This is a genomic window from Vibrio sp. TRT 2004 (assembly GCF_050113735.1).
Lineage (GTDB): Bacteria > Pseudomonadota > Gammaproteobacteria > Enterobacterales > Vibrionaceae > Vibrio.
The window spans coordinates 1-20,249 of sequence record NZ_JBNJOH010000061.1; the positions used below are offsets into that span (position 1 = coordinate 1).

Consider the following 20,249-nt stretch of genomic DNA (forward strand, 5'->3'; position numbering starts at 1 on the left):
ACATATGGTTCACCTCGTTCTGATAGCCTACTCTAAGCGTAGGGCTTGAGAGTGAGGCGGACCATATAATTAGCCCCGAGAACATTTTCTTCGGGGCTTTTTATGTAACCGATTTCACTAAATCTTTATTTATACGGGTATTTCTTCATCGTGGCTTGGCAATGCATTCCATACAGCTTTAACCAGAGTCGCCAGCGGGATGGCAAAAAAGACCCCCCAGAACCCCCATAGTCCACCAAACACTAAAACCGCGACGATAATCGCGACAGGATGCAGGTTGACCGCTTCAGAAAAAAGCACAGGAACCAGCACGTTGCCATCTAGTGCCTGAATAATGCCGTATGCCACAAGTAACCAGTAGAACTGAGGCGTTAATCCCCATTGGAAAAGGCCGACTATCGCGACAGGCACAGTCACTGCCGCAGCACCGATATAAGGTATAAGTACCGAGAAGCCGACAGCCACAGCCAGCAATACTGAATAACGCAGATCCAGTAGTGCAAAAGTGATATAGCTGACACTGCCGACGATTAGGATTTCCATTACCTTACCGCGAATGTAGTTTGAGATCTGCTCATTCATCTCGTGCCACACTTTGGTCGCCAAGCGGCGATTGCGCGGCAAAACACCACTCGCCATCTCAATCATTTCCTCTTTATCTTTAAGTAAGAAGAAAACCAACAGCGGCACTAGGATAAGATAGACCCCTAAGGTCGCAAGACTGACAAGAGAAGCCAAAGAACCTTTAACAACGCTTTCACCCATACCAATCACTTGATTCTTTGCGTTGGTAACCACTGACTCTACAATCTGGAAGCTATCCAGCTCTGGGTATCGTTGTGGGATTTCGGCAATGAAGCCTTGTAATCCAACATACATGGTCGGAATGTCGTTAATTAAGTTGCCTACCTGCTGCCAGATCGTTGGAACCAGACCAAAAATCGCGACGAGCATTAAGCTGGTAAAACCCAAAATCACCAAGATCACCGCAAGTGTCCTCGGAATACCTAAACGCGACATTTGCACCACAGGCCACTCAAGTAAGTAAGCCAAGACAATCGCAACAAGCAAAGGCGCAATAAGGTTGCCAAAGAAATAAATGGTAATGAAGCCAAATAGAAGAATTGCTACAAGACTCACTGCATGTGGATCAGAAAAACGTCGTTTATACCAACGACTCACCATTTCAAACATTCAATACAATTCCTTAGTCACTTGCATAGAGTAATAACCATTCATTTGTTCACAATTCAATTGAAACAAATGTTTTTTAAGAAAACGGGTAATATCATTCATTGAACTGCTATCACTGATCAGAATTTGAACGTTGTCACCGGGATTCAGCCCTTTAGTGTGACGCTTCGCAAGTAAAAGCGCCATGGGGCACCGCTCTTGGCGTAAATCCAAAATATTAGGTTCCATTCTCTCGCCCGATGCTTAATATTACGGTTAGATATTGTATAGTGTTTTTTTCCAACCGTCAGTGCAAATAGTAATGATCAGCTCACAGCGGCCAAACGACGAAGTAGGAACCTTAGCACTGTTCTCTGACGTGACTGAGAAACCATCTTACTTTTCGAGTGTCCAAGCGTATAGTCAACTGACTAAAATAAACCACTTAGTGATTTATAAATCAACGGGGTATCATCTTTAATATATGTTTAAACGTATGCGTTCATTGGCCTGCTTGTCTGTTGCAGCCGCTTTAATCGCTCCTGCTCCTGCACTGGCCAACAACCTTGACCTTCCGGATATTGGCACTACCGCAAGCAGCACGCTCACCATTGCCCAAGAAATGCAGTATGGTGACGCCTATATGCGTATGCTACGCAACAGTAAACCGATCGTTAATGACCCCGTGCTCAACGAGTACATCGACAGTTTGGGACATCGCTTGGTCGCCAATGCCTCTGACGTGAAAACCCCGTTTACCTTTTTTATGATTCGTGATCGTAACATCAACGCCTTCGCGTTTTTTGGTGGTTACGTCGCGCTACACTCTGGGTTGTTTCTTCATGCTCAGAGCGAAAGTGAACTTGCCTCGGTAGTTGCTCACGAGATTGCGCACGTTACTCAGCGGCACTTAGCACGAAGCATGGAGGAGCAAGCAAGACGCTCTCCTGCAACAATGGCCGCTCTTGCCGGTTCACTTTTACTGGCTATTGCAGCACCAGAAGCAGGCATCGCTGCGATAACCGCGACAACCGCTGGTAGTATTCAAGGCCAAATAAACTATACCCGTAGCAACGAAAAAGAAGCTGACCGCTTTGGTATCAATACCCTTTCGAAAGCAGGCTTTGATGTCAACGCCATGCCGCGTTTCTTTGGGCGTCTAGCAGAAGAGTATCGTTACGCGAGTAAACCACCGCCGATGCTACTCACCCACCCACTGCCAGAAGATCGTATTACCGATACCCGAGCTCGTGCTCAAAATTATCCCGCCACAAGAGTCGATCCATCATTGGACTACCATCTCGCTCGTGCGCGAATTGTTGCCCGCTACGCTGGTATCGATGCGAAGGCTGCACAAGATTGGTTTAATCGTGTAGAAAAAAAGGCCGCTCCAAGTGTTCAGGTCGCGTTTCAGTACGGCAAAGCGTTAGTGCACCTTGATAACAAGGAGCTGGATCAAGCGAGTACGATCCTTCATAAGCTGTTTGAACAGCAACCGAACAATCGCTTCTACCTTGATGCGATGTCAGATCTCTATATTGCTCAGGGCAAAGCCGACAAAGCCGAAGCCATGCTGTTGAAAGCGTTGCAAGCCGCTCCCAACAATGCGGTGATTTCTATTAACTACGCGAATGCACTGCTTAAACAAGACAAAAATGCTGAAGCGGTAAAAGTTCTGCAACGCTATACCCATGACAATCCAAATGATGTGAATGGTTGGCACCTATTATCGGAAGCAAGCATCCACTTAGGGTTCAGCGATGAGGATCTCGCTGCGCGCGCAGAGATTCTCGCTTTGAAAGCGAACTGGAACAAAGCTATCCAATACTATACACAAGCTAGTCAACTCGCAGAGCTTGGCAGTTTAAAACAAGCAAGATACGATGCTCGAATCGACCAGCTAATGGTTCAGCGTGACCGTTTCTTAGCACTACAATAATTAAATGGAGATTACTCTATGTCAGTCGTGATTTATCACAACCCTCGTTGCTCAAAAAGCCGTCAGACTCTTGCTTTGTTGGAAGAGCGTGGTCTTCAGCCAGAGATTGTCACTTACCTAGAAACACCACCAAGTGTTGACCAACTGAAGACACTGATGTCTCAGCTTGAACTCACAGACGTCCGTGACATGATGCGCACGAAAGAAGACATCTATAAAGAGCTTGATCTCAAGTCAGCAGACGATGAGACCTTATTCAAAGCGATGACCGAAAATCCGAAACTGATTGAGCGTCCAATTGTGGTTGCGAATGGCAAAGCGAAACATGGCCGCCCACCGGAGCAAGTTCTCGATATTCTATGAGCTGCCAAATCGTTATTCTCTATTACAGTCGCCACGGCTCAACACGAGCGATTGCGCGACAAATAGCACGTGGGGTGGAATCCATCCCACAGTGTGAAGCGGTACTAAGAACCGTTGATGAGCTGGAATCTTCGTACTCTGATCCCGCCGATCCAACCATCACCCTGAATGAGCTTAAACAGTGCGACGGTTTGGCGATGGGAAGTCCAGTTTGGTTTGGCAATATGGCGGCTCCGCTTAAACACTTTTGGGATAAGACCACGCCTTTGTGGGTATCTGGGGATCTCATCGATAAACCAGCTTGCGTATTTACTTCCTCCTCCAGCATGCATGGCGGTCAGGAGACAACGCTGCAAAGCATGATGCTACCTTTGCTTCACCACGGCATGATGATCTTAGGCATTCCCTATTCTGAGCCTAAGCTTCATTCTACACAGTCAGGTGGCACTCCCTATGGGGCTACGTCGGTGAGCACTTCTAACTCGACACTCAGTGACGATGAAATAGAACTCTCTCAACAACTTGGCAAGCGCCTCGCGCAAACCGCTTTAAAAATGAAGGACCATTAAATATGCAAGAGATGCAACCCACAACAAAGCTGTATCGTCTGTTGGCCTTGTTTGGCAATCTCGCACTGTTGGCATGGATCGCACTGTGGCAGCTCTCTTTGTCACCCCATCCTCATATTGGCAGTACAACATTGGCGATAGCTTGGGCAATCCCACTCTTGCTTCCCCTTCCCGGCATTTTGGCCGGTAAGCCATACACGCATGCTTGGGCCAACTTTGTTCTTATGCTCTACTTCCTGCATGGTTTTACCATTCTCTATATCGATGATGGGGAACGTTGGCTGGCGGTGGTCGAGTTACTTCTGACTACCATTGCATTCTTTGGCAACATTCTTTATGCCCGTACAAGAGGTAAAGAGCTAGGGATGAAATTGAAGCGCTTATCTAAAGTCGAAAAAGAAGAAAAAGCCCGATTTGAGGCAGATAAATAGAAATAAAAAAAGGGTCTGAATAATCAGACCCTTTCTTGCTACTATTGAATAACAGTGGCACTGCCGTCGTTGACCGTTTTATCCCCTTCAGCATCAAGGCCCGGCTCAGTCTCTGGGACAGGCGCAACGTACTGATAAGGCTTACCCTGCCATTCAAAGACTAGAATCATCTCTGTCGCAATCACTTCTGGCTCTGGGGTCACTTGAGCCTCAGGCGATACAACGGATTCAGTTTGAACGACAGAGTCGCTACTTTGAGTCGCTGAATCTGCCCCGAATTCGCTATCCACTGGTGGTGCTTGTGGTGTCAATACTTGCGGCATATCCGTCACGCTTTCACGTTGAACGAGATCACCAAGACGGCGGACTTCCTGTTCAAACTCTTGCTCAGTCGAAAGCAGATGAACATTGAAGGTCACTTGGTTGCCCTGAATTTTCAAGATATCAATGGACGCCACCGAGCTAAGCTTCTTGAGCTGGTTCTCTAGTGTGAAGAAGCCAACCGCATCATTTAGTTCTGTAAAACGTACTTTAATTGCTTGTGATGACTCACTTGCAACCACCACGGCACTCTTCTTCGCGTAGTAGTCACTGATTTGGTTGATCATTTTGTCAGCCGCATCCGAGCCGTTATTTGAGCCGGACAACGGAGCTTGGCGCGTCACGCCAATACTTGCAGGTTTTTGATCGTATAAGGTCCAACGAACACTGTTACCTTGAGCTCGAACTACCAACACCGCATCGACTGGGTAGCGCTGACTGGCTTGACCGACTGGCTGAATGAATCCACCCCACAGATCTGAAACAGCAACACCTGTGATATCGTCAAAATCACCGACAGGCACCGTTAGCGGTAAGCCTCGTTTCTCGGCTTGAGCCTGCATTTGAGTAAGTACTGTAGAGCTAGAGTGTTCCCAAATAATGTTTCTATCGGCCGGCCCTTCTTCAACCAACCACACTAATAAGTTCGCGCGCGCTGCTGGCCAAATCGGTAACTGAGCCTGACTTAGTAAAGAACGAATATGCGGAGCACTAAAGCCCATACGCAATGTTTGTTCACCATTCGCCTGACCATAGCTCAGTTGGGCTAGATATTGGGCACTTTGCTGTAGTGCTTTTTGAACGACAGGATTGGAAATCGCTTCACGATCACCCGAGGCTTTTACAATCACCTCTTTCATACCTTCTGCACGAGCTTGAGCATCGGCATTCTCAACCGTTTGGTCTAGAACAACTTCAGTACGGTATAGGTCAACATTGGTCAGAGCCATCGCTGGTGAAGCCATCATTCCCAAAACGAGCAAAGCTAATTGGCGCATACACTTCCTAACATCAGTTTTTTTACACGTTAAAGGTCGATGATAAGCAACTATCGGGGTCGGAGCAACTAAAGGTCTAGGATATCGTCGTCAAACTCGACTTTCTCGTTTGAATACATAGTGGCCATCTATCAGTAATTCGCAAAATATTTGATCGAGTTCAGATTGCAAACGTTTGGCATAATGCTAAAATCCCGCGAATTTTATTTTTGTCGAGTGATTTAGATTACTCGTCGCTTCGCTACTTAAAGGAATGACAACATGAAAAATGCCATTCAAGGCGTTCAAATGCTCTTCGTCGCGTTTGGTGCTCTGGTTCTCGTACCACTACTGACGGGCTTAGATCCAAGTGTCGCACTGTTCGGTGCCGGTGTCGGTACCCTACTTTTCCAAATGATTACTCGCCGTAGCGTTCCTATTTTCTTAGCCTCTTCTTTTGCTTTTATTGCACCTATTCTTTACGGTGTTCAAGCATGGGGCGTTCCAGCAACCATGGGTGGCCTAATGGCTGCTGGCTGTGTGTATGTAGCGATGGGTGCTTTGATTAAAGTTCGTGGTGTTGAAATCATCCATAAGCTTTTACCACCCGTTGTTGTCGGTCCTGTGATCATGGTTATTGGCCTTGGTCTAGCGCCTGTAGCAGTGAATATGGCACTAGGTAAAGTGGACGGTGCTCAAGTGATTGATGCGAACGCTTCACTGGTTATCTCTGTGGCTTCACTCCTTACAACTATCGCTCTAAGCGTTTTCGCTAAAGGCTTTTTAAAGCTGACTCCTATCTTAGGCGGTATCGTTGTAGGTTACTGTTTGAGTCTCGGCTACGGTATTGTTGACTTTACTCCTGTTCATCAGGCAGCTTGGTTCGCACTACCTAACTTCACTTTCCCTGAGTTCAACATTAACGCTATCCTATTTATGATTCCTGTTGCCATTGCCCCTGCGGTAGAACACGTGGGTGACATGCTAGCAATCTCAAATGTGACTGGTAAAAACTACGTCAAGAAACCAGGTCTACACCGTACAATTACTGGTGACGGTATTGCGACGATTGCCGCCTCTATGGTTGGCGCTCCACCAAATACAACCTACTCAGAAGTCACTGGCGCCGTCATGCTAACTAAAGCATTCAATCCAGTGATAATGACTTGGGCTGCAATTGCAGCGATCGTTTTGGCATTGGTTGGTAAGTTGGGCGCGGTTCTACAAACTATCCCTATGCCAGTAATGGGCGGCATCATGATTCTGCTGTTTGGCTCAATTGCTACTGTCGGCTTGAATACACTAATCAAAAACAATGTTGACCTACATAAATCACGTAACCTAGTCATCGTCGCCATCACTTTAGTGTTTGGTATTGGCGGTATGGCTTTCGGTGTTGGCGAATTTAGCCTTCAGGGTGTGAGCCTATGTGGTATCGTTGCGATTCTTCTTAACCTATTGCTACCAAAAGATCTTGGCGAAAACCATGTTGTGGATAACGCCCAGATGGAAGAAGAAGTGAAATAGACTCAAGAGTCGAGAGTTAAAGAAATTGAGAGGGTTGGCGTTTTGCGCCAACCCTTTTATTTAGATGGACGATTATTTTATCCTGTCAGCACAAGAGCTGCCGGCCATTTTTGCAGTCACAACGGCAGACCTTCGCCTCACGACCAACTTACTAAATACATAACTCAACAAACTGAGCACGAGTCAGCATCGCCAAATCACGGGGAGCCAACTCTATTTCCAAGCCGCGCTTACCAGCACTGACACACATGGTCTCTTGCTCTTCAGCACTAACATGAATAAACGTTGGTAGAGCTTTCTTTTGCCCCAACGGACTGATCCCCCCCACCACATAGCCAGTCGTTTTCTGAGCAATGTCTGGATCGGCCATATCTGCTTTTTTCGCTTTCGCCGCTTTGGCTGCCAACTTTAGATTAAGTTTTTGATCGACAGGGATAATTGCTACAGCCAAATTCTTAGCTTCACCGTTGAGACTAAATAGTAGTGTCTTAAAAACTTTGGCTGGGTCTTGGCCTAGCACTTCCGCAGCCTCAAGGCCGTAGCTATCAGCTCGAGGGTCATGTTCATATTGATGAATGGTGTGAGCCACCTTTTTCTTTTTCGCGAGATTGATTGCAGGAGTCATACTCCCTCCTGTTCTGGTATAGAAACAAAAAGCGCCACTCCGAAGAGTGGCGCTTTAGATTAAAGATAATAATCCGTTGTCGTCAACTTACTTATAAACAATCTCACCTGAAGGTGCGTATTTGTTTACGTCTACAGGGCTATTTGCTTGTAGGTACTCTTTTAGCACTTCAGCGTCAACGAAACCTGTGTTTACGTAACCTGGATGATCACTTACTTTAGGGTAACCATCACCACCAGCTGCGTTGTAGCTTGGTACTGTGAAGCGGTAAGTTTCGTCGAGACGAAGCTGTTTACCACCGATGAATACGTTAGAAACTTCACCGTTCGCCACTGTCATTGAGATGCCAGCGAACTGAGCGTAAGCACCAGAATCCACAGGTTTAGTTGCTACTACGTTTAGGTAGTCCAGCACTTCTTGACCAGACATATCAGTGTAAGTCAGGATGTTAGCAAATGGCTGTACAGTGAGTACATCTTTGTAAGTCACGTCGCCTGCTTCGATTGAGTCACGAACACCACCAGAGTTCATCACTGCGAAGTCCGCTTTAGCACGCTCCATGTGAGCAGTTGCAATGAGACGACCTAGGTTAGTTTGCTGGAAGCGAACTACGTTACGGTCACCTTCAAGCTTACCGTTTGTCTCAGCGATCTTAACGTTTAGCTGAGCTTGGCCTTGCTCTTGGTATGGACGTAGGAAATCAAGAAGCGCTTGATCTTGCGCGATTTCATCTTCGATAAAGACGCGTTCTTTCTTACCGTCAATTTCAACTTTCTTCTTCAGGTTAACTGGGATTAGATCGTAGCTCACCATTTGAAGCTCACCGTTACGGAATTCGTAATCAGCACGACCTACGTATTTACCCCACTCGTGAGCCTGAACAATGTAAGTACCGTTTTGCATGTCTGGCTTACATTCGTCAGAAGGTTTGAAGTTTTTCTTCACAACGTTTGGCGCTTCCATACATACTGGCTCTTGCGAGTGACCACCAACGATCATGTCTAGAGAACCTTCGTCTAGGTAGCGAGCTAGCGCAACGTCACCCGGTGCGTTTACGCCACGTTTGCCATCTTCATAGTGACCCATGTGAGTAACAGCGAAGATCAGATCTGGTTTCTCAGTTTTCTCAAGTTCAGCGATCAGTTTCTTCGCTTCTTCTTTTGGATCGCGGAAATCGATGCCACCAATAAATTCTGGGTTACCGATTTTTGCAGTGTCTTCAGTAGTTAGACCAATAACAGCAATCTTGATGCCTTGCTTGTTGAACATCTGGTAAGCCTGGAACATACGTTCGCCAGTCTTTTTGTCGTAGATGTTCGCTGAAAGCATTGGGAAATTCGCCCACTCTTTCTGCTTGAATAGCACCTCTAATGGGTTATCGAACTCGTGGTTACCTAGTGCCATAGCATCGTAACCAATTTTGCTCATACCTTTGAAATCTGGTTCCGCATCTTGTAGATCAGACTCTGGCACACCCGTGTTAATATCACCACCAGATAGAAGTAGCGAGCTACCGCCTTCAGCTGCGATTTCAGCGCGAAGTTCGTCAATAAGAGTCTTACGAGCAGCCATACCGTACTCACCATATTTGTTCTGCCAGAAACGACCGTGGTGGTCATTCGTGTGAAGAACTGTCAGCTTATACGTTTTATCTGCTTCCCACTCGTGTTGTGGTGCTGTTGCACAACCAGCTAGAGTTGCCAGAATTGCTGCGCTAATTGCGCTTTTTACGATCAGGCCTTGCTTCATTGTCATACCTTTTGAACTTTTTGGGTTTCCACTGCTTTTTATTACTGCTCTGTATGAATAGACAGACTTGAAGATTAAAGTGCTGAAAGAGCAGTAAAACTTGAACTAGTTTAAATTAACCACACTTACCTGACAGCCTGATTTCATATTTATGTAGGATAGATCACCATAATCCGCTATCGAATGTGTAACAAATCATCAAAGTTGCATTTGATTTATCAAATGATCACAAGCAATCGTTTGTCTGTGAGATAAGCCCCGTGCTTGCAATGGTGTGACGGTTAGCGTTTACTCAACACATAGTGAAAACATGATCAATAATCCTATGCTTTTGAGATAAAAAAAGGCTGGTTCAACAACCAGCCTTTACAAAAAACTTCATCGACTTATTTAATATCGATGTGCTCAAAACCTTTGATTAGGTCATCCAATGCTTTCATCTGAGCAAGGAAAGGTTCTAGCTTGTCGAGTGGCAGTGCCGACGGACCATCACAACGCGCTTTTTCTGGATTCGGGTGTGCTTCGATAAACAGACCTGCGATACCTGTCGCCAGACCTGCTTTAGCCAGTTCGACCGTTTGTTCACGACGACCGCCTGATGCAGCACCAGAAGGGTCACGCATCTGCAATGAGTGAGTCACATCAAAGATGATTGGGCTACCATTTGATGCCTGTTTCATCACTCCGAAACCTAGCATATCAACCACAAGGTTGTCGTAACCGTGGCAAGAGCCGCGCTCACATAGAATGACATTGTTGTTGCCACACTCTGCAAACTTTTCAACGATGTTACCTACCTGACCTGGGCTCATAAATTGTGGTTTCTTAACGTTGATGACCGCACCTGTTTTCGCCATCGCTTCAACTAGGTCGGTCTGACGTGCAAGAAACGCTGGCAACTGGATAACGTCAACCACATCCGCAACAGGCTGAGCTTGTGCTTCAGTATGAACATCAGTAATGATCTTAACGCCAAAAGTGTCTTTCAACTCTTGGAAGATTTTCATCCCTTCTTCAAGACCAGGACCACGGTATGAGTGTACCGAGCTGCGATTTGCTTTATCGAATGATGCTTTGAATACGTATGGAATGCCTAATTTCTCAGTTACCTTTACGTAGTGTTCACAAATCTGCATCGCTAGATCGCGTGACTCAAGAACGTTCATGCCTGCAAACAGCGTAAACGGCTTGTCGTTTGCTACTGGAATGTCACCTACGTGAACAATTTTCTGTTCCATTTTATTCTCTCTATTTCGATATCTGCCAACGGCTAAACATTGGACTTAATGTAAGGTCACCTGAGTTTCACTCATGGCGTAAACTTGATTCTTCAACAATTCAGCCCCCGGATCATCAGGGCACTGGTCGATAAAATACTGATAGTCATTCAACGCGATTTGATGGCAGTCAAGCTGCTGATATATAAAGCCACGATCGCGAATCTCATAGGGATCATCGGGCGCGAATGTCAGCGCTAGATCGGTACACTTCAATGCCAGAGTATAGCGCTCTTCGCGCAACAGAGCACTTTTCAGCAAGGCTAACCAGCGGCCAATAATCGTTGGGTTGTCAGTCTCTTTTAAATGTTTTGTCTCTAGCTTCGCCAATGGTCCTTTGTGACCAATAAGCCAAGCACCCAAGGTGTGTTCAGAAACATACTCGCCATTAAACGGATTAACGTATAACGGCTTTTCGTTATACCACTCTAATTTGAGTAGGAACTGAGTCGGGAAAGTGACCCCTACTAAAGGAAAACCCAGCTTTCTCGCAAGGTACAGCAAAATCGCCCCCAGGCTAACTGGAATTCCTTTACGACTTTGCAGGACTTTATCGATAAAGCCATTGTCTGAATGAAAATAGCTCTCTCTATCGCCGCGAAACTCCCACTGATAGTAGAAGAGTCGCAACAAGGCGTCAAAACGCTGCTTGTCATCAAATTCATGGACAAGTGCAATTTCGGCTTCTTGCACCAAACGATTGAGCTCTGCTTTCGACCACTGAACATCAGTCTGAGGATTGATCGCTTCATTGAGTACTAATGCGCCTTCAACCAGCTCCATCGCATCAAAGTCTTCATCAAACAATTCAAACATATCGGTTGTCATAACTATATCAACCTAAATAACCATTAACCAAAGAACAGAGGTGTTTTAGTTACCGCGACTTTGCCAGCCATCGCTAACCAACCTAAAGCACCGAAGAATGAAAATGTTCTTAGCAACTTGTTTTTACCGAGTTTTAGAGCAAAAAAGCCCAGTGCGATGTAAGCGAGTACACACGTAATTTTTTCTGTCAGCCAAGCAGATTCAGGTGTAAACGGGATAAAGCCCGTGATCATAATCAGGCCGATACCTGATAGCAGTAAACAGGTGTCGTTGATGTGTGGAAATACCTTAAAGAACTTCTTCTCTAACAGGTTTGAATTCGCCATCATCATCGCAAATCGAACCGACAGAAGCGTCGCACTAATAACAATCGTTAACAGATGGAAATGCTTTAAACCTTCGTACATTGATAATCTCTCTTACTTCACTGATGAGAACTGACCGATCGTTACTCGATCGTTGTCACCATAGTCCTTGTAGGTAGCCACTTGGTCGTAGCCAAGTGATATTAGTAATTCCCGTACAGCCTCGCCTTGTTCGAAACCATGTTCAAACATCAGCCAACCTTGTTCGGCTAGGTAGTCACGCGCTTTAGTTGCAATGTGCTTGATATCGGCCAACCCTTTCTCTTCAGCCACCAGCGCACTGAGTGGTTCGAAACGCACATCTCCTTGAGTCAGATGTGGGTCTTCTTTCTCGATATAAGGTGGGTTGGACACAATCAAAGCAAACTCTGTACCAGTCGGAATCGGATCAAACCAGCTACCGGCCATAAAGCGCGTGTTAGATATGTTGAGCGCATCAGCATTTGATTGAGCCAATTGCTGAGCCTCTGGTTTTAAATCGACGCCCCACACTTGTCGCTTAGGCAGTTCAGAGGCAAGTGCAAGCGCTATAGCTCCGGTTCCCGTCCCTAAGTCCAAGATATCACCTTGATGATTTGAGGCTTTATCCAGTGCAATTTCAACCAGTCGTTCAGTATCCGGTCTTGGGATTAAAGTACTTGGCGAGACCTTTAGTGGCAATGACCAAAACTCACGTTCACCCACAATGTACGCGACTGGTTCACCCGCAAGCCTACGTCCCAGCAAGACTTGAAACGCCGTCAGTTCTGACGAGGATAAGATTTTATCCGGCCATGTAAGTAAGAAGGAGCGCGGTTTGTCGAGAGCGTGGCAAAGAAGTACCGCGGCATCAAGAGAGGGCGAATCACTGCCACTCTCTTGAAGTTGCTGGACGGCCTTTTTTAGTGTGCTTTCAACACTGTTATCAGCCGACATGGAATTAGTTGCTCTCAGCCAGTGCAGCAAGTTGGTCTGCTTGGTGTTCCTGAATAACAGGATCAATCAGACTTGCAAGATCGCCTTCCATCACTTCATTGAGACGGTAGATAGTCAGGTTGATACGGTGGTCTGAAACACGACCTTGTGGGTAGTTGTAGGTACGAATACGGTCACTACGGTCACCTGAACCTAGTAGGTTACGGCGCGTATCAGAAACTTCTGCGGCACGTTTTGCTTCTTCAGCCTGAATAATACGTGCAGCCAGAACGGCCATTGCTTTCGCTTTATTCTTGTGCTGAGAACGCTCGTCCTGACACTCAACCACTGTACCTGTTGGTAAGTGAGTGATACGGATTGCTGAGTCCGTGGTGTTAACGTGCTGACCACCCGCGCCCGATGCACGGAAAGTATCGATTTTCAGATCCGCCGCTTTAATTTCTGGAATTTCAGCTTCTGGAACTTCAGCCATGACGGCAACGGTACATGCCGAAGTATGTACACGACCTTGCGATTCTGTTGCAGGAACACGTTGAACACGGTGACCGCCCGACTCAAACTTTAGTACCCCATATGCACCATCACCAGACACTCTAGCGATCATCTCTTTGTAACCGCCATGCTCCGCTTCGTTTGAAGACATAACTTCAACACGCCAGCCTTTTTTCTCTGCAAACTTGCTGTACATACGGAAAAGGTCACCAGCGAAAATACCCGCTTCATCGCCACCCGCACCAGCGCGGATTTCTAAGAAACAGTTACGATCGTCGTTTGGATCTTTAGGAAGAAGAAGGATCTGTAGCTCATCACTCAGACGTTCAATCGCCTTTTTCGCTTCTTTAATCTCTTCCTGCGCCATTTCGCGCATCTCTTCGTCGTCTTCATTCGCCATCTCTTCAGCAGCAACGAGATCTTCTTGAGCTTGCTGATAAGCTTGGAAACACTTAGTGACTTCCTCTAGTTGAGAGTACTCTTTTGACAACGCACGGAATTTATCTTGGTTACCGATCACATCAGGATCGCCCAAAAGATGTTGAACTTCTTCGTAACGCTCAACCAGTGTTTCTAACTTAGTTAAAATAGAGGCTTTCATAGTTTTCTTTAACTCGGGGGTTTAATGAAGTCTGACACTCGTAATGATTACGAGTTCTCTAGACCTAAACTTTGTCTAATGGTAGCAAGCCGTGCAGGCTCACCCTTCTCTGCGGCACTTTGTAAGGCGCGAGTAGGCGCATGAATTAATCTGTTCGTCAGTTTGTTGCTGAGTTCAAGCAAGACTTTCTCAGCATCAGTACCCGCCGCAAGAGACTGTAGGCTTTTGCTCAGGAGCTCTTCACGAATTTCATTGGCGGTTTGACGATATTCTCGAATACTGTCTACAGCCTGAAGAGAGCGCATCCATGACATAAACGCCGCGCTTTCTTCACTGACGATCGCTTCCGCTTGAATCGCTTCAATCTTGCGTTGTTCAATATTACTATCAACAATAGACTGCAAATCATCTACTGTGTACAGGTAGGCGTCATTCAAATCACCCACTTGTGACTCAATATCACGTGGCACGGCAATATCAACCAAAAGCATGGGTTGGAAACGGCGAGATTTTAACGCGCTTTCTACCATACCTTTACCTATGATAGGCAAAGGGCTCGCGGTAGAACTGATCACGATATCTGCTCGTGATAGATGTTCGGGAATCTCAGGCAAGCCAATAATCTCTGCCCCAAACTGCTCAGCCAACGACAATGCGCGCTCTTTGGTTCGGTTAGCAACAATCATCTTAGTACAGCCATTGCCAGCAAGATGCTTAGCGACCAACTCGATGGTCTCACCCGCACCAACCAACAACACTGTCGACTTTTCTAACGATTCAAAAATATGTTTCGCAAGTGTACAAGCTGCATATGCGACGGAAACGGCATTGCCACCGATATCCGTTTCACTCCTCACGCGTTTCGCTACCGAAAAAGCCTTCTGGAATAATTTTTCCATCGACGAATCAACCGCTTTGTTGTCACGCGAATCTGAATACGCTTGCTTAACTTGACCCAATATCTGAGGTTCACCCAACACCAGTGAATCCAACCCGCACGAAACTCGCATTAAATGACGTATTGCGGCTTGTTCCTCATGGATGTAGAGACTGGGTTTTAGATCTTCAGGGCTAACCTGATGGAATTGCGACAACCAATCGATAATCTTGCTTTTACCACCACCTTTTACATCGCAATAGATTTCGGTGCGATTACAGGTAGAAATGATGACGCTGCCATTCACAGCAGGGTTATGGCCAAGCTGTTGTAATGCTTCAGGTAACTTATCCGGACCAAAAGCGACTTTTTCACGCAGTTCGACTGAGGCCGTATTGTGGTTGATACCTATAGCAAGCAAAGACATGTATCTTGGATTCTCTGATTCAGATATGGACAAATAAGGTCGGAATTTTACTTGATGCCCCCGTTTATTGAAAGGGGAATAAGGATATGTTTTCTTGAGTTCGTGATTTCAGTGATATAGTGAGGCCTAACTTTGGGCAAAACTGGATAAATAATCAGCAATGACGAAACATTTTCGCTCTCTTGTTATTCTACTTGCAGGCTTATTTTTGCTTAATGGCTGTGCCACCATAGAGAGCACAACGAACGTAGAGTGGCAAACTCATCAGCAAAGATTGGCATCAATCGACGCTTATCAATCTACGGGCAAACTGGGCTATATTTCTCCCGAACAAAGACAATCACTCAATTTCCAATGGTCATACTCCGCCGATTTGACCCAATTGAGGTTAACCACTTTTCTTGGTCAAACCGCTCTCAACCTAAAAGCCACTCCGCAAGGCGCTACCGTTGAGACCTATGATGACCAACGCTATTCAGCTCCGACATCTCAAGCACTGATTCAACGCTTGACTGGCTTAAATATCCCGGTCGAACAGCTCAATGACTGGATGCTGGGTCGCCCCACTCAAGCTGACGATTATCAATTAAGTGAAACCAATACTCTCGCCCGCCTAACCAAACAAGTGGGTCTACAAACTTGGCAACTCGACTATCTCACGTATCAGGATGTCCAATACGGGGGAACGGCGTTACCGCTGCCGAAAAAAATCAAACTCACACAGGGCAATATCTCTATTAACCTGTTTATTTCCAACTGGAACCTCAGCGAATGATCACGGAAACCACTCATTGGCCTTCTCCGGCAAAGCTTAACCTATTTCTTTATATCACTGGTCGTCGTGACAACGGTTACCATGAACTGCAAACCCTGTTTCAGTTTCTCGATCATGGCGACGATCTAACCATTACCGCCAATGACTCTGGTGAAATCACCCTCTCACCAGAGATCCCGGGCGTACCTCTGCATGACAACTTGATCTGGAAAGCTGCAACAGCCTTACAATTAAAGTCAGGCTGTCGCTATGGAGCTCATATTGAGCTGAACAAAGTGCTGCCTATGGGCGGTGGTATCGGTGGTGGTTCATCGAACGCAGCCAGCACGTTAGTGGCGCTGAACTTTTTGTGGCAAACCAACTTATCTGATGATGAACTTGCTGAAATTGGACTGAAGCTCGGTGCCGATGTGCCAGTCTTTACTCGCGGGTTTGCCGCGTTTGCAGAAGGTGTCGGTGAGCGACTGACCAAGGCAGAACCAGAAGAAAAATGGTACTTAGTGGTAAGGCCAAATGTATCGATTGCGACAGTCGACATTTTCACTCATCCGCAACTGACAAGAAACACACCAAAACGTGAGCTGGCAACACTTCTTGACAGCCATTACGGAAACGATTGCGAAAAAATTGTTCGAATGCTGTACCAAGAGGTTGATAAGCAACTTTCATGGCTGCTACAATACGCGCCGTCGCGACTTACAGGGACAGGATCATGCGTTTTTGCCGAGTTTTCGAGCAAAAATGAGGCAGAAGCTGTTCTTGCTAAACTCCCAGACACCGTCTCTACTTTTATTGCTAAAGGCAAGAATCTTTCTCCTTTGCACGAGACGCTGGCTAAGTATCGCTTAGCCCACAAACAATCTATTTAAAAACTGGACGCAACCCTGAGGTTTCCACCGTGCCTGATATGAAGCTATTTGCTGGTAACGCTACACCTGAACTAGCCCAACGTATTGCTGATCGTCTATACATCTCTCTTGGTGATGCAACTGTTTCTCGTTTTTCTGATGGCGAAGTCGCTGTTCAAATTAACGAAAACGTTCGTGGTAGTGATGTTTTCATCATTCAATCGACTTGTGCACCAACTAACGACAACCTAATGGAACTTGTAGTGATGATTGATGCAATGCGCCGCGCTTCAGCGGGCCGTATTACAGCAGTTATCCCTTACTTTGGTTACGCTCGCCAAGACCGTCGTGTACGTTCTGCTCGTGTGCCAATCACTGCTAAAGTTGTTGCAGATTTCCTTTCTAACGTTGGTGTTGACCGCGTTCTTACGATTGACCTTCACGCAGAGCAAATTCAAGGCTTCTTCGATGTACCTGTAGACAACATCTTCGGTACTCCAGTTCTTCTTGAAGATATGCAAGCACGTGGCCTAGAAAACCCAGTTGTGGTTTCTCCAGACCTAGGTGGTGTTGTTCGTGCACGTGCAACCGCTAAAGCGCTTGGCGATATCGATATCGCTATCGTTGATAAGCGTCGCCCTCGCGCTAACGTATCAGAAGTAATGAACCTAATCGGTGATGTTGAAGGTCGTGACTGTGTTATCGTTGACGACATGATCGATACAGGTGGCACACTATGTAAAGCAGCTGAAGCGCTTAAAGAGCGCGGTGCTAAGCGTGTATTCGCTTACGCAACGCATGCTGTATTCTCTGGTAACGCTGCACACAACATTGGCAACTCAGTACTAGACCAAGTTATCGTAACTGACTCTATTACTATGTCTAAAGAGATGGAAGCAACTGGCAAGGTAACAACACTAAGCCTTTCTCGCATGCTAGCTGAAGCGATTCGTCGCATCAGCAATGAAGAGTCAATCTCAGCCATGTTCAACTAATCGAACCTTCGATTAATCAGTTTTAAAAGCACCCCGCTCTGGGGGGTGTTTTTTTATTCCCCTATATCCTCATCTCGCCCGTCGGCAGATTTATATGCTATGATACTGCGCTTTTTGAGATTCCAAGAGAGATCCTAGCCTTGAGTCAACCTATCAAACTTCTTGTCGGCCTTGCCAATCCGGGGCCTGAATACGCTAAAACTCGTCACAATGCGGGTGCGTGGGTAGTAGAAGAGCTCGCACGTATTCATAACGTGACGCTGAAAAATGAAGCTAAGTTTTTTGGCCTTAGTGGGCGTATTATGGTTAACGGTCAGGATCTCCGCTTACTCATCCCAACGACTTTTATGAACCTTTCAGGTAAATCAATTGCTGCGGTAGCGAAATTCTACCAAATTAAACCTGAAGAGATCATGGTCGCACACGATGAATTGGATTTACCTCCAGGCGTCGCTAAATTTAAGAAAGGCGGTGGTCACGGTGGTCACAACGGCCTACGCGATACCATCAGCAGACTTGGGAACTGCAAAGATTTCTATCGTCTAAGGATCGGTATTGGTCATCCTGGACATAAAGACAAAGTTGCCGGCTATGTATTAGGCAAAGCACCGGCAAAAGAACAAGAGCTTCTTGATGCAGCGGCAGATGAATCTGTTCGCTGTCTGGACATTCTGATTAAGGATGGCCTTTCAAAAGCACAAAACCGTTTACACACGTTCAAAGCTGAATAAGGTTACTATCATGGGTTTTAAATGTGGCATCGTTGGCCTACCAAACGTTGGTAAATCAACACTGTTCAACGCACTCACTAAAGCTGGCATCGAAGCGGCTAACTTTCCGTTCTGTACCATCGAGCCAAACACAGGTGTTGTACCTGTGCCAGATCTACGTCTAGATGCACTAGCAAAGATCGTTAACCCACAAAGAGTACTGCCGACAACAATGGAATTTGTTGATATCGCAGGCCTTGTAGCGGGTGCCTCTCGCGGCGAAGGTCTAGGAAACAAATTCCTAGCAAACATCCGTGAAACTGACGCGATTGGTCACGTTGTGCGCTGTTTTGAAAACGAAAACATCGTTCACGTTGCTGGCAAAGTATCACCAATCGAAGATATCGAAGTGATCAACTTAGAGCTTGCAATGGCAGACTTAGATTCATGTGAACGCGCAATTCAACGTAATGCTAAGAAAGCTAAAGGCGGCGATAAAGACGCAAAATTCGAACTGACTGTTCTTGAAAAGCTACTACCTGTACTGTCTGAAGGCGGTATGGCACGTACAGTTGAGTTGTCAAAAGAAGAACTAGCGGCTGTTGGTTACCTAAACTTCCTGACTCTAAAACCAACCATGTACATCGCCAACGTGAATGAAGATGGTTTTGAGAACAACCCGTATCTAGATGCTGTTCGTGAATACGCAGAAAAAGAGAACAACGCAGTAGTTGCTGTGTGTGCGGCAATTGAGTCTGAGCTTTCTGAGCTTGAAGACGAAGACCGTGAAGAGTTCCTTGCAGATATGGGCATTGAAGAACCAGGTCTTAACCGCGTGATCCGTTCAGGTTACGAACTACTGACTCTTCATACTTACTTCACTGCGGGTGTTAAAGAAGTTCGTGCCTGGACTATCCCTGTAGGTGCAACTGCGCCTCAAGCCGCAGGTAAGATCCACACTGATTTTGAAAAAGGTTTCATTCGTGCCGAAGTTGTTGGTTATGATGACTTCATCCAGTTCAATGGCGAAAGTGGCGCGAAAGACGCAGGTAAATGGCGTTTGGAAGGTAAAGAATACATCGTTAAAGATGGCGACGTTGTTCACTTCCGTTTCAACGTTTAATTTCCATCCAAGTCTTTGACTTTAAAAGCCAGCACAATTGCTGGCTTTTTTACTGCCGCAACCTGCAGAAATAAATAAAACCCACAATCTAATGTCATTTTGTTATCAGTTTTCGATCATTAACACGCCTCTTTGTTTAAAAAGAAACCGAACAGTTGATTTCTAGGGATTTATTCAAAAAAACTATTGACGACTTTGCCTCAACTTCGCATAATGCGCGCCGTTCCCGACGATAAGGTAACGAGTCGAAAAGAACGAAACATGGTATGGCTACGTAGCTCAGCTGGTTAGAGCACATCACTCATAATGATGGGGTCACAGGTTCGAATCCCGTCGTAGCCA

Annotated in this window: 21 protein-coding genes and 1 tRNA gene; 11 read left to right on the forward strand and 11 right to left on the reverse strand. The window is 46.1% G+C overall.

Annotation, left to right across the window (positions count from 1 at the left end):
• Nucleotides 1–129: 129 nt before the first annotated feature.
• Together ACQEXR_RS18115 and ACQEXR_RS18120 are read right to left on the reverse strand one after the other, a co-directional pair.
• Nucleotides 130–1,194: an AI-2E family transporter gene (locus ACQEXR_RS18115; RefSeq protein WP_138973083.1), complete on the reverse strand. Its 1,065-nt coding sequence runs from the start codon at nt 1,192–1,194 to the stop codon at nt 130–132.
• The gene (locus tag ACQEXR_RS18120; protein ID WP_138973084.1) at nt 1,195–1,422 is read right to left on the reverse strand and encodes a sulfurtransferase TusA family protein; all 228 of its coding nucleotides are present in this window, start codon (nt 1,420–1,422) and stop codon (nt 1,195–1,197) included.
• Between the two features lie 235 nt (nt 1,423–1,657).
• Between ACQEXR_RS18120 and ACQEXR_RS18125 the strand changes: the two genes are divergently transcribed.
• Genes ACQEXR_RS18125 through ACQEXR_RS18140 form a run of 4 tightly spaced genes read left to right on the forward strand, consistent with a single transcriptional unit; the run spans nt 1,658 to nt 4,475 of the window.
• Entirely contained in the window at nt 1,658–3,112 is a 1,455-nt protein-coding gene (locus ACQEXR_RS18125; protein ID WP_426953234.1) for a M48 family metalloprotease, read from the forward strand.
• Nucleotides 3,113–3,130: 18 nt separating this feature from the next.
• Complete coding sequence (gene arsC, locus ACQEXR_RS18130; RefSeq protein ID WP_331418110.1) at nt 3,131–3,475, forward strand: arsenate reductase (glutaredoxin); 345 nt, start codon at nt 3,131–3,133, stop codon at nt 3,473–3,475.
• Nucleotides 3,472–4,044, forward strand: a complete 573-nt coding sequence (gene wrbA, locus ACQEXR_RS18135; protein WP_427020874.1) for an NAD(P)H:quinone oxidoreductase — start codon at nt 3,472–3,474, stop codon at nt 4,042–4,044. Before arsC ends, wrbA begins: the two co-directional genes overlap by 4 nt.
• Before the next feature lie 2 nt (nt 4,045–4,046).
• Entirely contained in the window at nt 4,047–4,475 is a 429-nt protein-coding gene (locus tag ACQEXR_RS18140; RefSeq protein WP_269376212.1) for a DUF2069 domain-containing protein, read from the forward strand.
• A gap of 41 nt (nt 4,476–4,516) precedes the next feature.
• On the opposite strand, the gene ACQEXR_RS18145 is transcribed toward ACQEXR_RS18140, so the two are convergent.
• Nucleotides 4,517–5,794 (reverse strand): DUF2066 domain-containing protein, encoded by a 1,278-nt coding sequence (locus ACQEXR_RS18145; protein WP_426953235.1) that lies wholly within the window; start codon nt 5,792–5,794, stop codon nt 4,517–4,519.
• A 261-nt stretch (nt 5,795–6,055) separates the two neighbouring features.
• On the opposite strand from ACQEXR_RS18145, the gene ACQEXR_RS18150 reads away from it, so the two are divergent.
• Nucleotides 6,056–7,300 carry a uracil-xanthine permease family protein gene (locus ACQEXR_RS18150; RefSeq protein WP_269376214.1) on the forward strand — a complete coding sequence of 415 codons (1,245 nt, stop codon included), beginning with the start codon at nt 6,056–6,058 and terminating at the stop codon, nt 7,298–7,300.
• A 151-nt stretch (nt 7,301–7,451) separates the two neighbouring features.
• On the opposite strand, the gene ybaK is transcribed toward ACQEXR_RS18150, so the two are convergent.
• From ybaK to hemA, 8 genes are all read right to left on the reverse strand, one after another.
• Nucleotides 7,452–7,925: a Cys-tRNA(Pro) deacylase gene (ybaK, locus tag ACQEXR_RS18155; protein WP_269376215.1), complete on the reverse strand. Its 474-nt coding sequence runs from the start codon at nt 7,923–7,925 to the stop codon at nt 7,452–7,454.
• Between the two features lie 87 nt (nt 7,926–8,012).
• On the reverse strand, nt 8,013–9,674 hold the full coding sequence (ushA, locus tag ACQEXR_RS18160; RefSeq protein WP_331418107.1) for a bifunctional UDP-sugar hydrolase/5'-nucleotidase UshA: 1,662 nt from the start codon (nt 9,672–9,674) through the stop codon (nt 8,013–8,015).
• Nucleotides 9,675–10,060: 386 nt separating this feature from the next.
• Nucleotides 10,061–10,912 (reverse strand): 3-deoxy-8-phosphooctulonate synthase, encoded by an 852-nt coding sequence (gene kdsA / locus ACQEXR_RS18165; RefSeq protein WP_269376217.1) that lies wholly within the window; start codon nt 10,910–10,912, stop codon nt 10,061–10,063.
• 45 nt (nt 10,913–10,957) lie between these two features.
• On the reverse strand, nt 10,958–11,767 hold the full coding sequence (locus tag ACQEXR_RS18170) for a SirB1 family protein (protein WP_331418124.1): 810 nt from the start codon (nt 11,765–11,767) through the stop codon (nt 10,958–10,960).
• Nucleotides 11,768–11,802: 35 nt separating this feature from the next.
• A complete protein-coding gene (locus tag ACQEXR_RS18175; RefSeq protein ID WP_269376219.1) occupies nt 11,803–12,186 on the reverse strand; it encodes a SirB2 family protein in 384 nt (127 codons plus the stop codon).
• A gap of 12 nt (nt 12,187–12,198) precedes the next feature.
• Nucleotides 12,199–13,059: a peptide chain release factor N(5)-glutamine methyltransferase gene (gene prmC / locus ACQEXR_RS18180; protein WP_138973096.1), complete on the reverse strand. Its 861-nt coding sequence runs from the start codon at nt 13,057–13,059 to the stop codon at nt 12,199–12,201.
• 4 nt (nt 13,060–13,063) lie between these two features.
• The gene (gene prfA, locus ACQEXR_RS18185) at nt 13,064–14,152 is read right to left on the reverse strand and encodes a peptide chain release factor 1 (protein ID WP_426953237.1); all 1,089 of its coding nucleotides are present in this window, start codon (nt 14,150–14,152) and stop codon (nt 13,064–13,066) included.
• 47 nt (nt 14,153–14,199) lie between these two features.
• Nucleotides 14,200–15,456, reverse strand: a complete 1,257-nt coding sequence (gene hemA, locus ACQEXR_RS18190; protein WP_427020875.1) for a glutamyl-tRNA reductase — start codon at nt 15,454–15,456, stop codon at nt 14,200–14,202.
• Between the two features lie 160 nt (nt 15,457–15,616).
• On the opposite strand from hemA, the gene lolB reads away from it, so the two are divergent.
• The 6 genes from lolB (at nt 15,617) to ACQEXR_RS18220 (ending at nt 20,249) form a co-directional block, all read left to right on the forward strand.
• Nucleotides 15,617–16,231, forward strand: a complete 615-nt coding sequence (gene lolB, locus ACQEXR_RS18195; protein WP_331418102.1) for a lipoprotein insertase outer membrane protein LolB — start codon at nt 15,617–15,619, stop codon at nt 16,229–16,231.
• Nucleotides 16,228–17,100, forward strand: coding sequence for a 4-(cytidine 5'-diphospho)-2-C-methyl-D-erythritol kinase (gene ispE, locus ACQEXR_RS18200; protein WP_426953239.1), 873 nt, complete (start codon nt 16,228–16,230; stop codon nt 17,098–17,100). Before lolB ends, ispE begins: the two co-directional genes overlap by 4 nt.
• 29 nt (nt 17,101–17,129) lie before the next feature.
• Nucleotides 17,130–18,074 carry a ribose-phosphate pyrophosphokinase gene (locus ACQEXR_RS18205; RefSeq protein ID WP_138973101.1) on the forward strand — a complete coding sequence of 315 codons (945 nt, stop codon included), beginning with the start codon at nt 17,130–17,132 and terminating at the stop codon, nt 18,072–18,074.
• Nucleotides 18,075–18,214: 140 nt separating this feature from the next.
• Nucleotides 18,215–18,805 (forward strand): aminoacyl-tRNA hydrolase, encoded by a 591-nt coding sequence (pth, locus tag ACQEXR_RS18210; protein ID WP_138973102.1) that lies wholly within the window; start codon nt 18,215–18,217, stop codon nt 18,803–18,805.
• A gap of 10 nt (nt 18,806–18,815) precedes the next feature.
• A complete protein-coding gene (ychF, locus tag ACQEXR_RS18215) occupies nt 18,816–19,907 on the forward strand; it encodes a redox-regulated ATPase YchF (protein ID WP_269376226.1) in 1,092 nt (363 codons plus the stop codon).
• A 268-nt stretch (nt 19,908–20,175) separates the two neighbouring features.
• Nucleotides 20,176–20,249: transfer RNA gene (locus ACQEXR_RS18220), tRNA-Met, on the forward strand.

Bases quoted from the DNA above. Each gene is read 5' to 3' on its own strand.
- lolB (WP_331418102.1), top strand. From the start codon at position 15,617: ATGACGAAACATTTTCGCTCTCTTGTTATTCTACTTGCAGGCTTATTT.
- ACQEXR_RS18120 (WP_138973084.1), bottom strand. From the start codon at position 1,422: ATGGAACCTAATATTTTGGATTTACGCCAAGAGCGGTGCCCCATGGCG.
- hemA (WP_427020875.1), bottom strand. From the start codon at position 15,456: ATGTCTTTGCTTGCTATAGGTATCAACCACAATACGGCCTCAGTCGAA.
- ispE (WP_426953239.1), top strand. From the start codon at position 16,228: ATGATCACGGAAACCACTCATTGGCCTTCTCCGGCAAAGCTTAACCTA.
- prfA (WP_426953237.1), bottom strand. From the start codon at position 14,152: ATGAAAGCCTCTATTTTAACTAAGTTAGAAACACTGGTTGAGCGTTAC.
- prmC (WP_138973096.1), bottom strand. From the start codon at position 13,059: ATGTCGGCTGATAACAGTGTTGAAAGCACACTAAAAAAGGCCGTCCAG.
- ACQEXR_RS18150 (WP_269376214.1), top strand. From the start codon at position 6,056: ATGAAAAATGCCATTCAAGGCGTTCAAATGCTCTTCGTCGCGTTTGGT.
- arsC (WP_331418110.1), top strand. From the start codon at position 3,131: ATGTCAGTCGTGATTTATCACAACCCTCGTTGCTCAAAAAGCCGTCAG.
- kdsA (WP_269376217.1), bottom strand. From the start codon at position 10,912: ATGGAACAGAAAATTGTTCACGTAGGTGACATTCCAGTAGCAAACGAC.
- ACQEXR_RS18170 (WP_331418124.1), bottom strand. From the start codon at position 11,767: ATGTTTGAATTGTTTGATGAAGACTTTGATGCGATGGAGCTGGTTGAA.
- wrbA (WP_427020874.1), top strand. From the start codon at position 3,472: ATGAGCTGCCAAATCGTTATTCTCTATTACAGTCGCCACGGCTCAACA.
- ACQEXR_RS18140 (WP_269376212.1), top strand. From the start codon at position 4,047: ATGCAAGAGATGCAACCCACAACAAAGCTGTATCGTCTGTTGGCCTTG.
- ACQEXR_RS18125 (WP_426953234.1), top strand. From the start codon at position 1,658: ATGTTTAAACGTATGCGTTCATTGGCCTGCTTGTCTGTTGCAGCCGCT.
- ychF (WP_269376226.1), top strand. From the start codon at position 18,816: ATGGGTTTTAAATGTGGCATCGTTGGCCTACCAAACGTTGGTAAATCA.
- ACQEXR_RS18145 (WP_426953235.1), bottom strand. From the start codon at position 5,794: ATGCGCCAATTAGCTTTGCTCGTTTTGGGAATGATGGCTTCACCAGCG.
- ybaK (WP_269376215.1), bottom strand. From the start codon at position 7,925: ATGACTCCTGCAATCAATCTCGCGAAAAAGAAAAAGGTGGCTCACACC.
- ACQEXR_RS18115 (WP_138973083.1), bottom strand. From the start codon at position 1,194: ATGTTTGAAATGGTGAGTCGTTGGTATAAACGACGTTTTTCTGATCCA.
- ACQEXR_RS18175 (WP_269376219.1), bottom strand. From the start codon at position 12,186: ATGTACGAAGGTTTAAAGCATTTCCATCTGTTAACGATTGTTATTAGT.
- ushA (WP_331418107.1), bottom strand. From the start codon at position 9,674: ATGAAGCAAGGCCTGATCGTAAAAAGCGCAATTAGCGCAGCAATTCTG.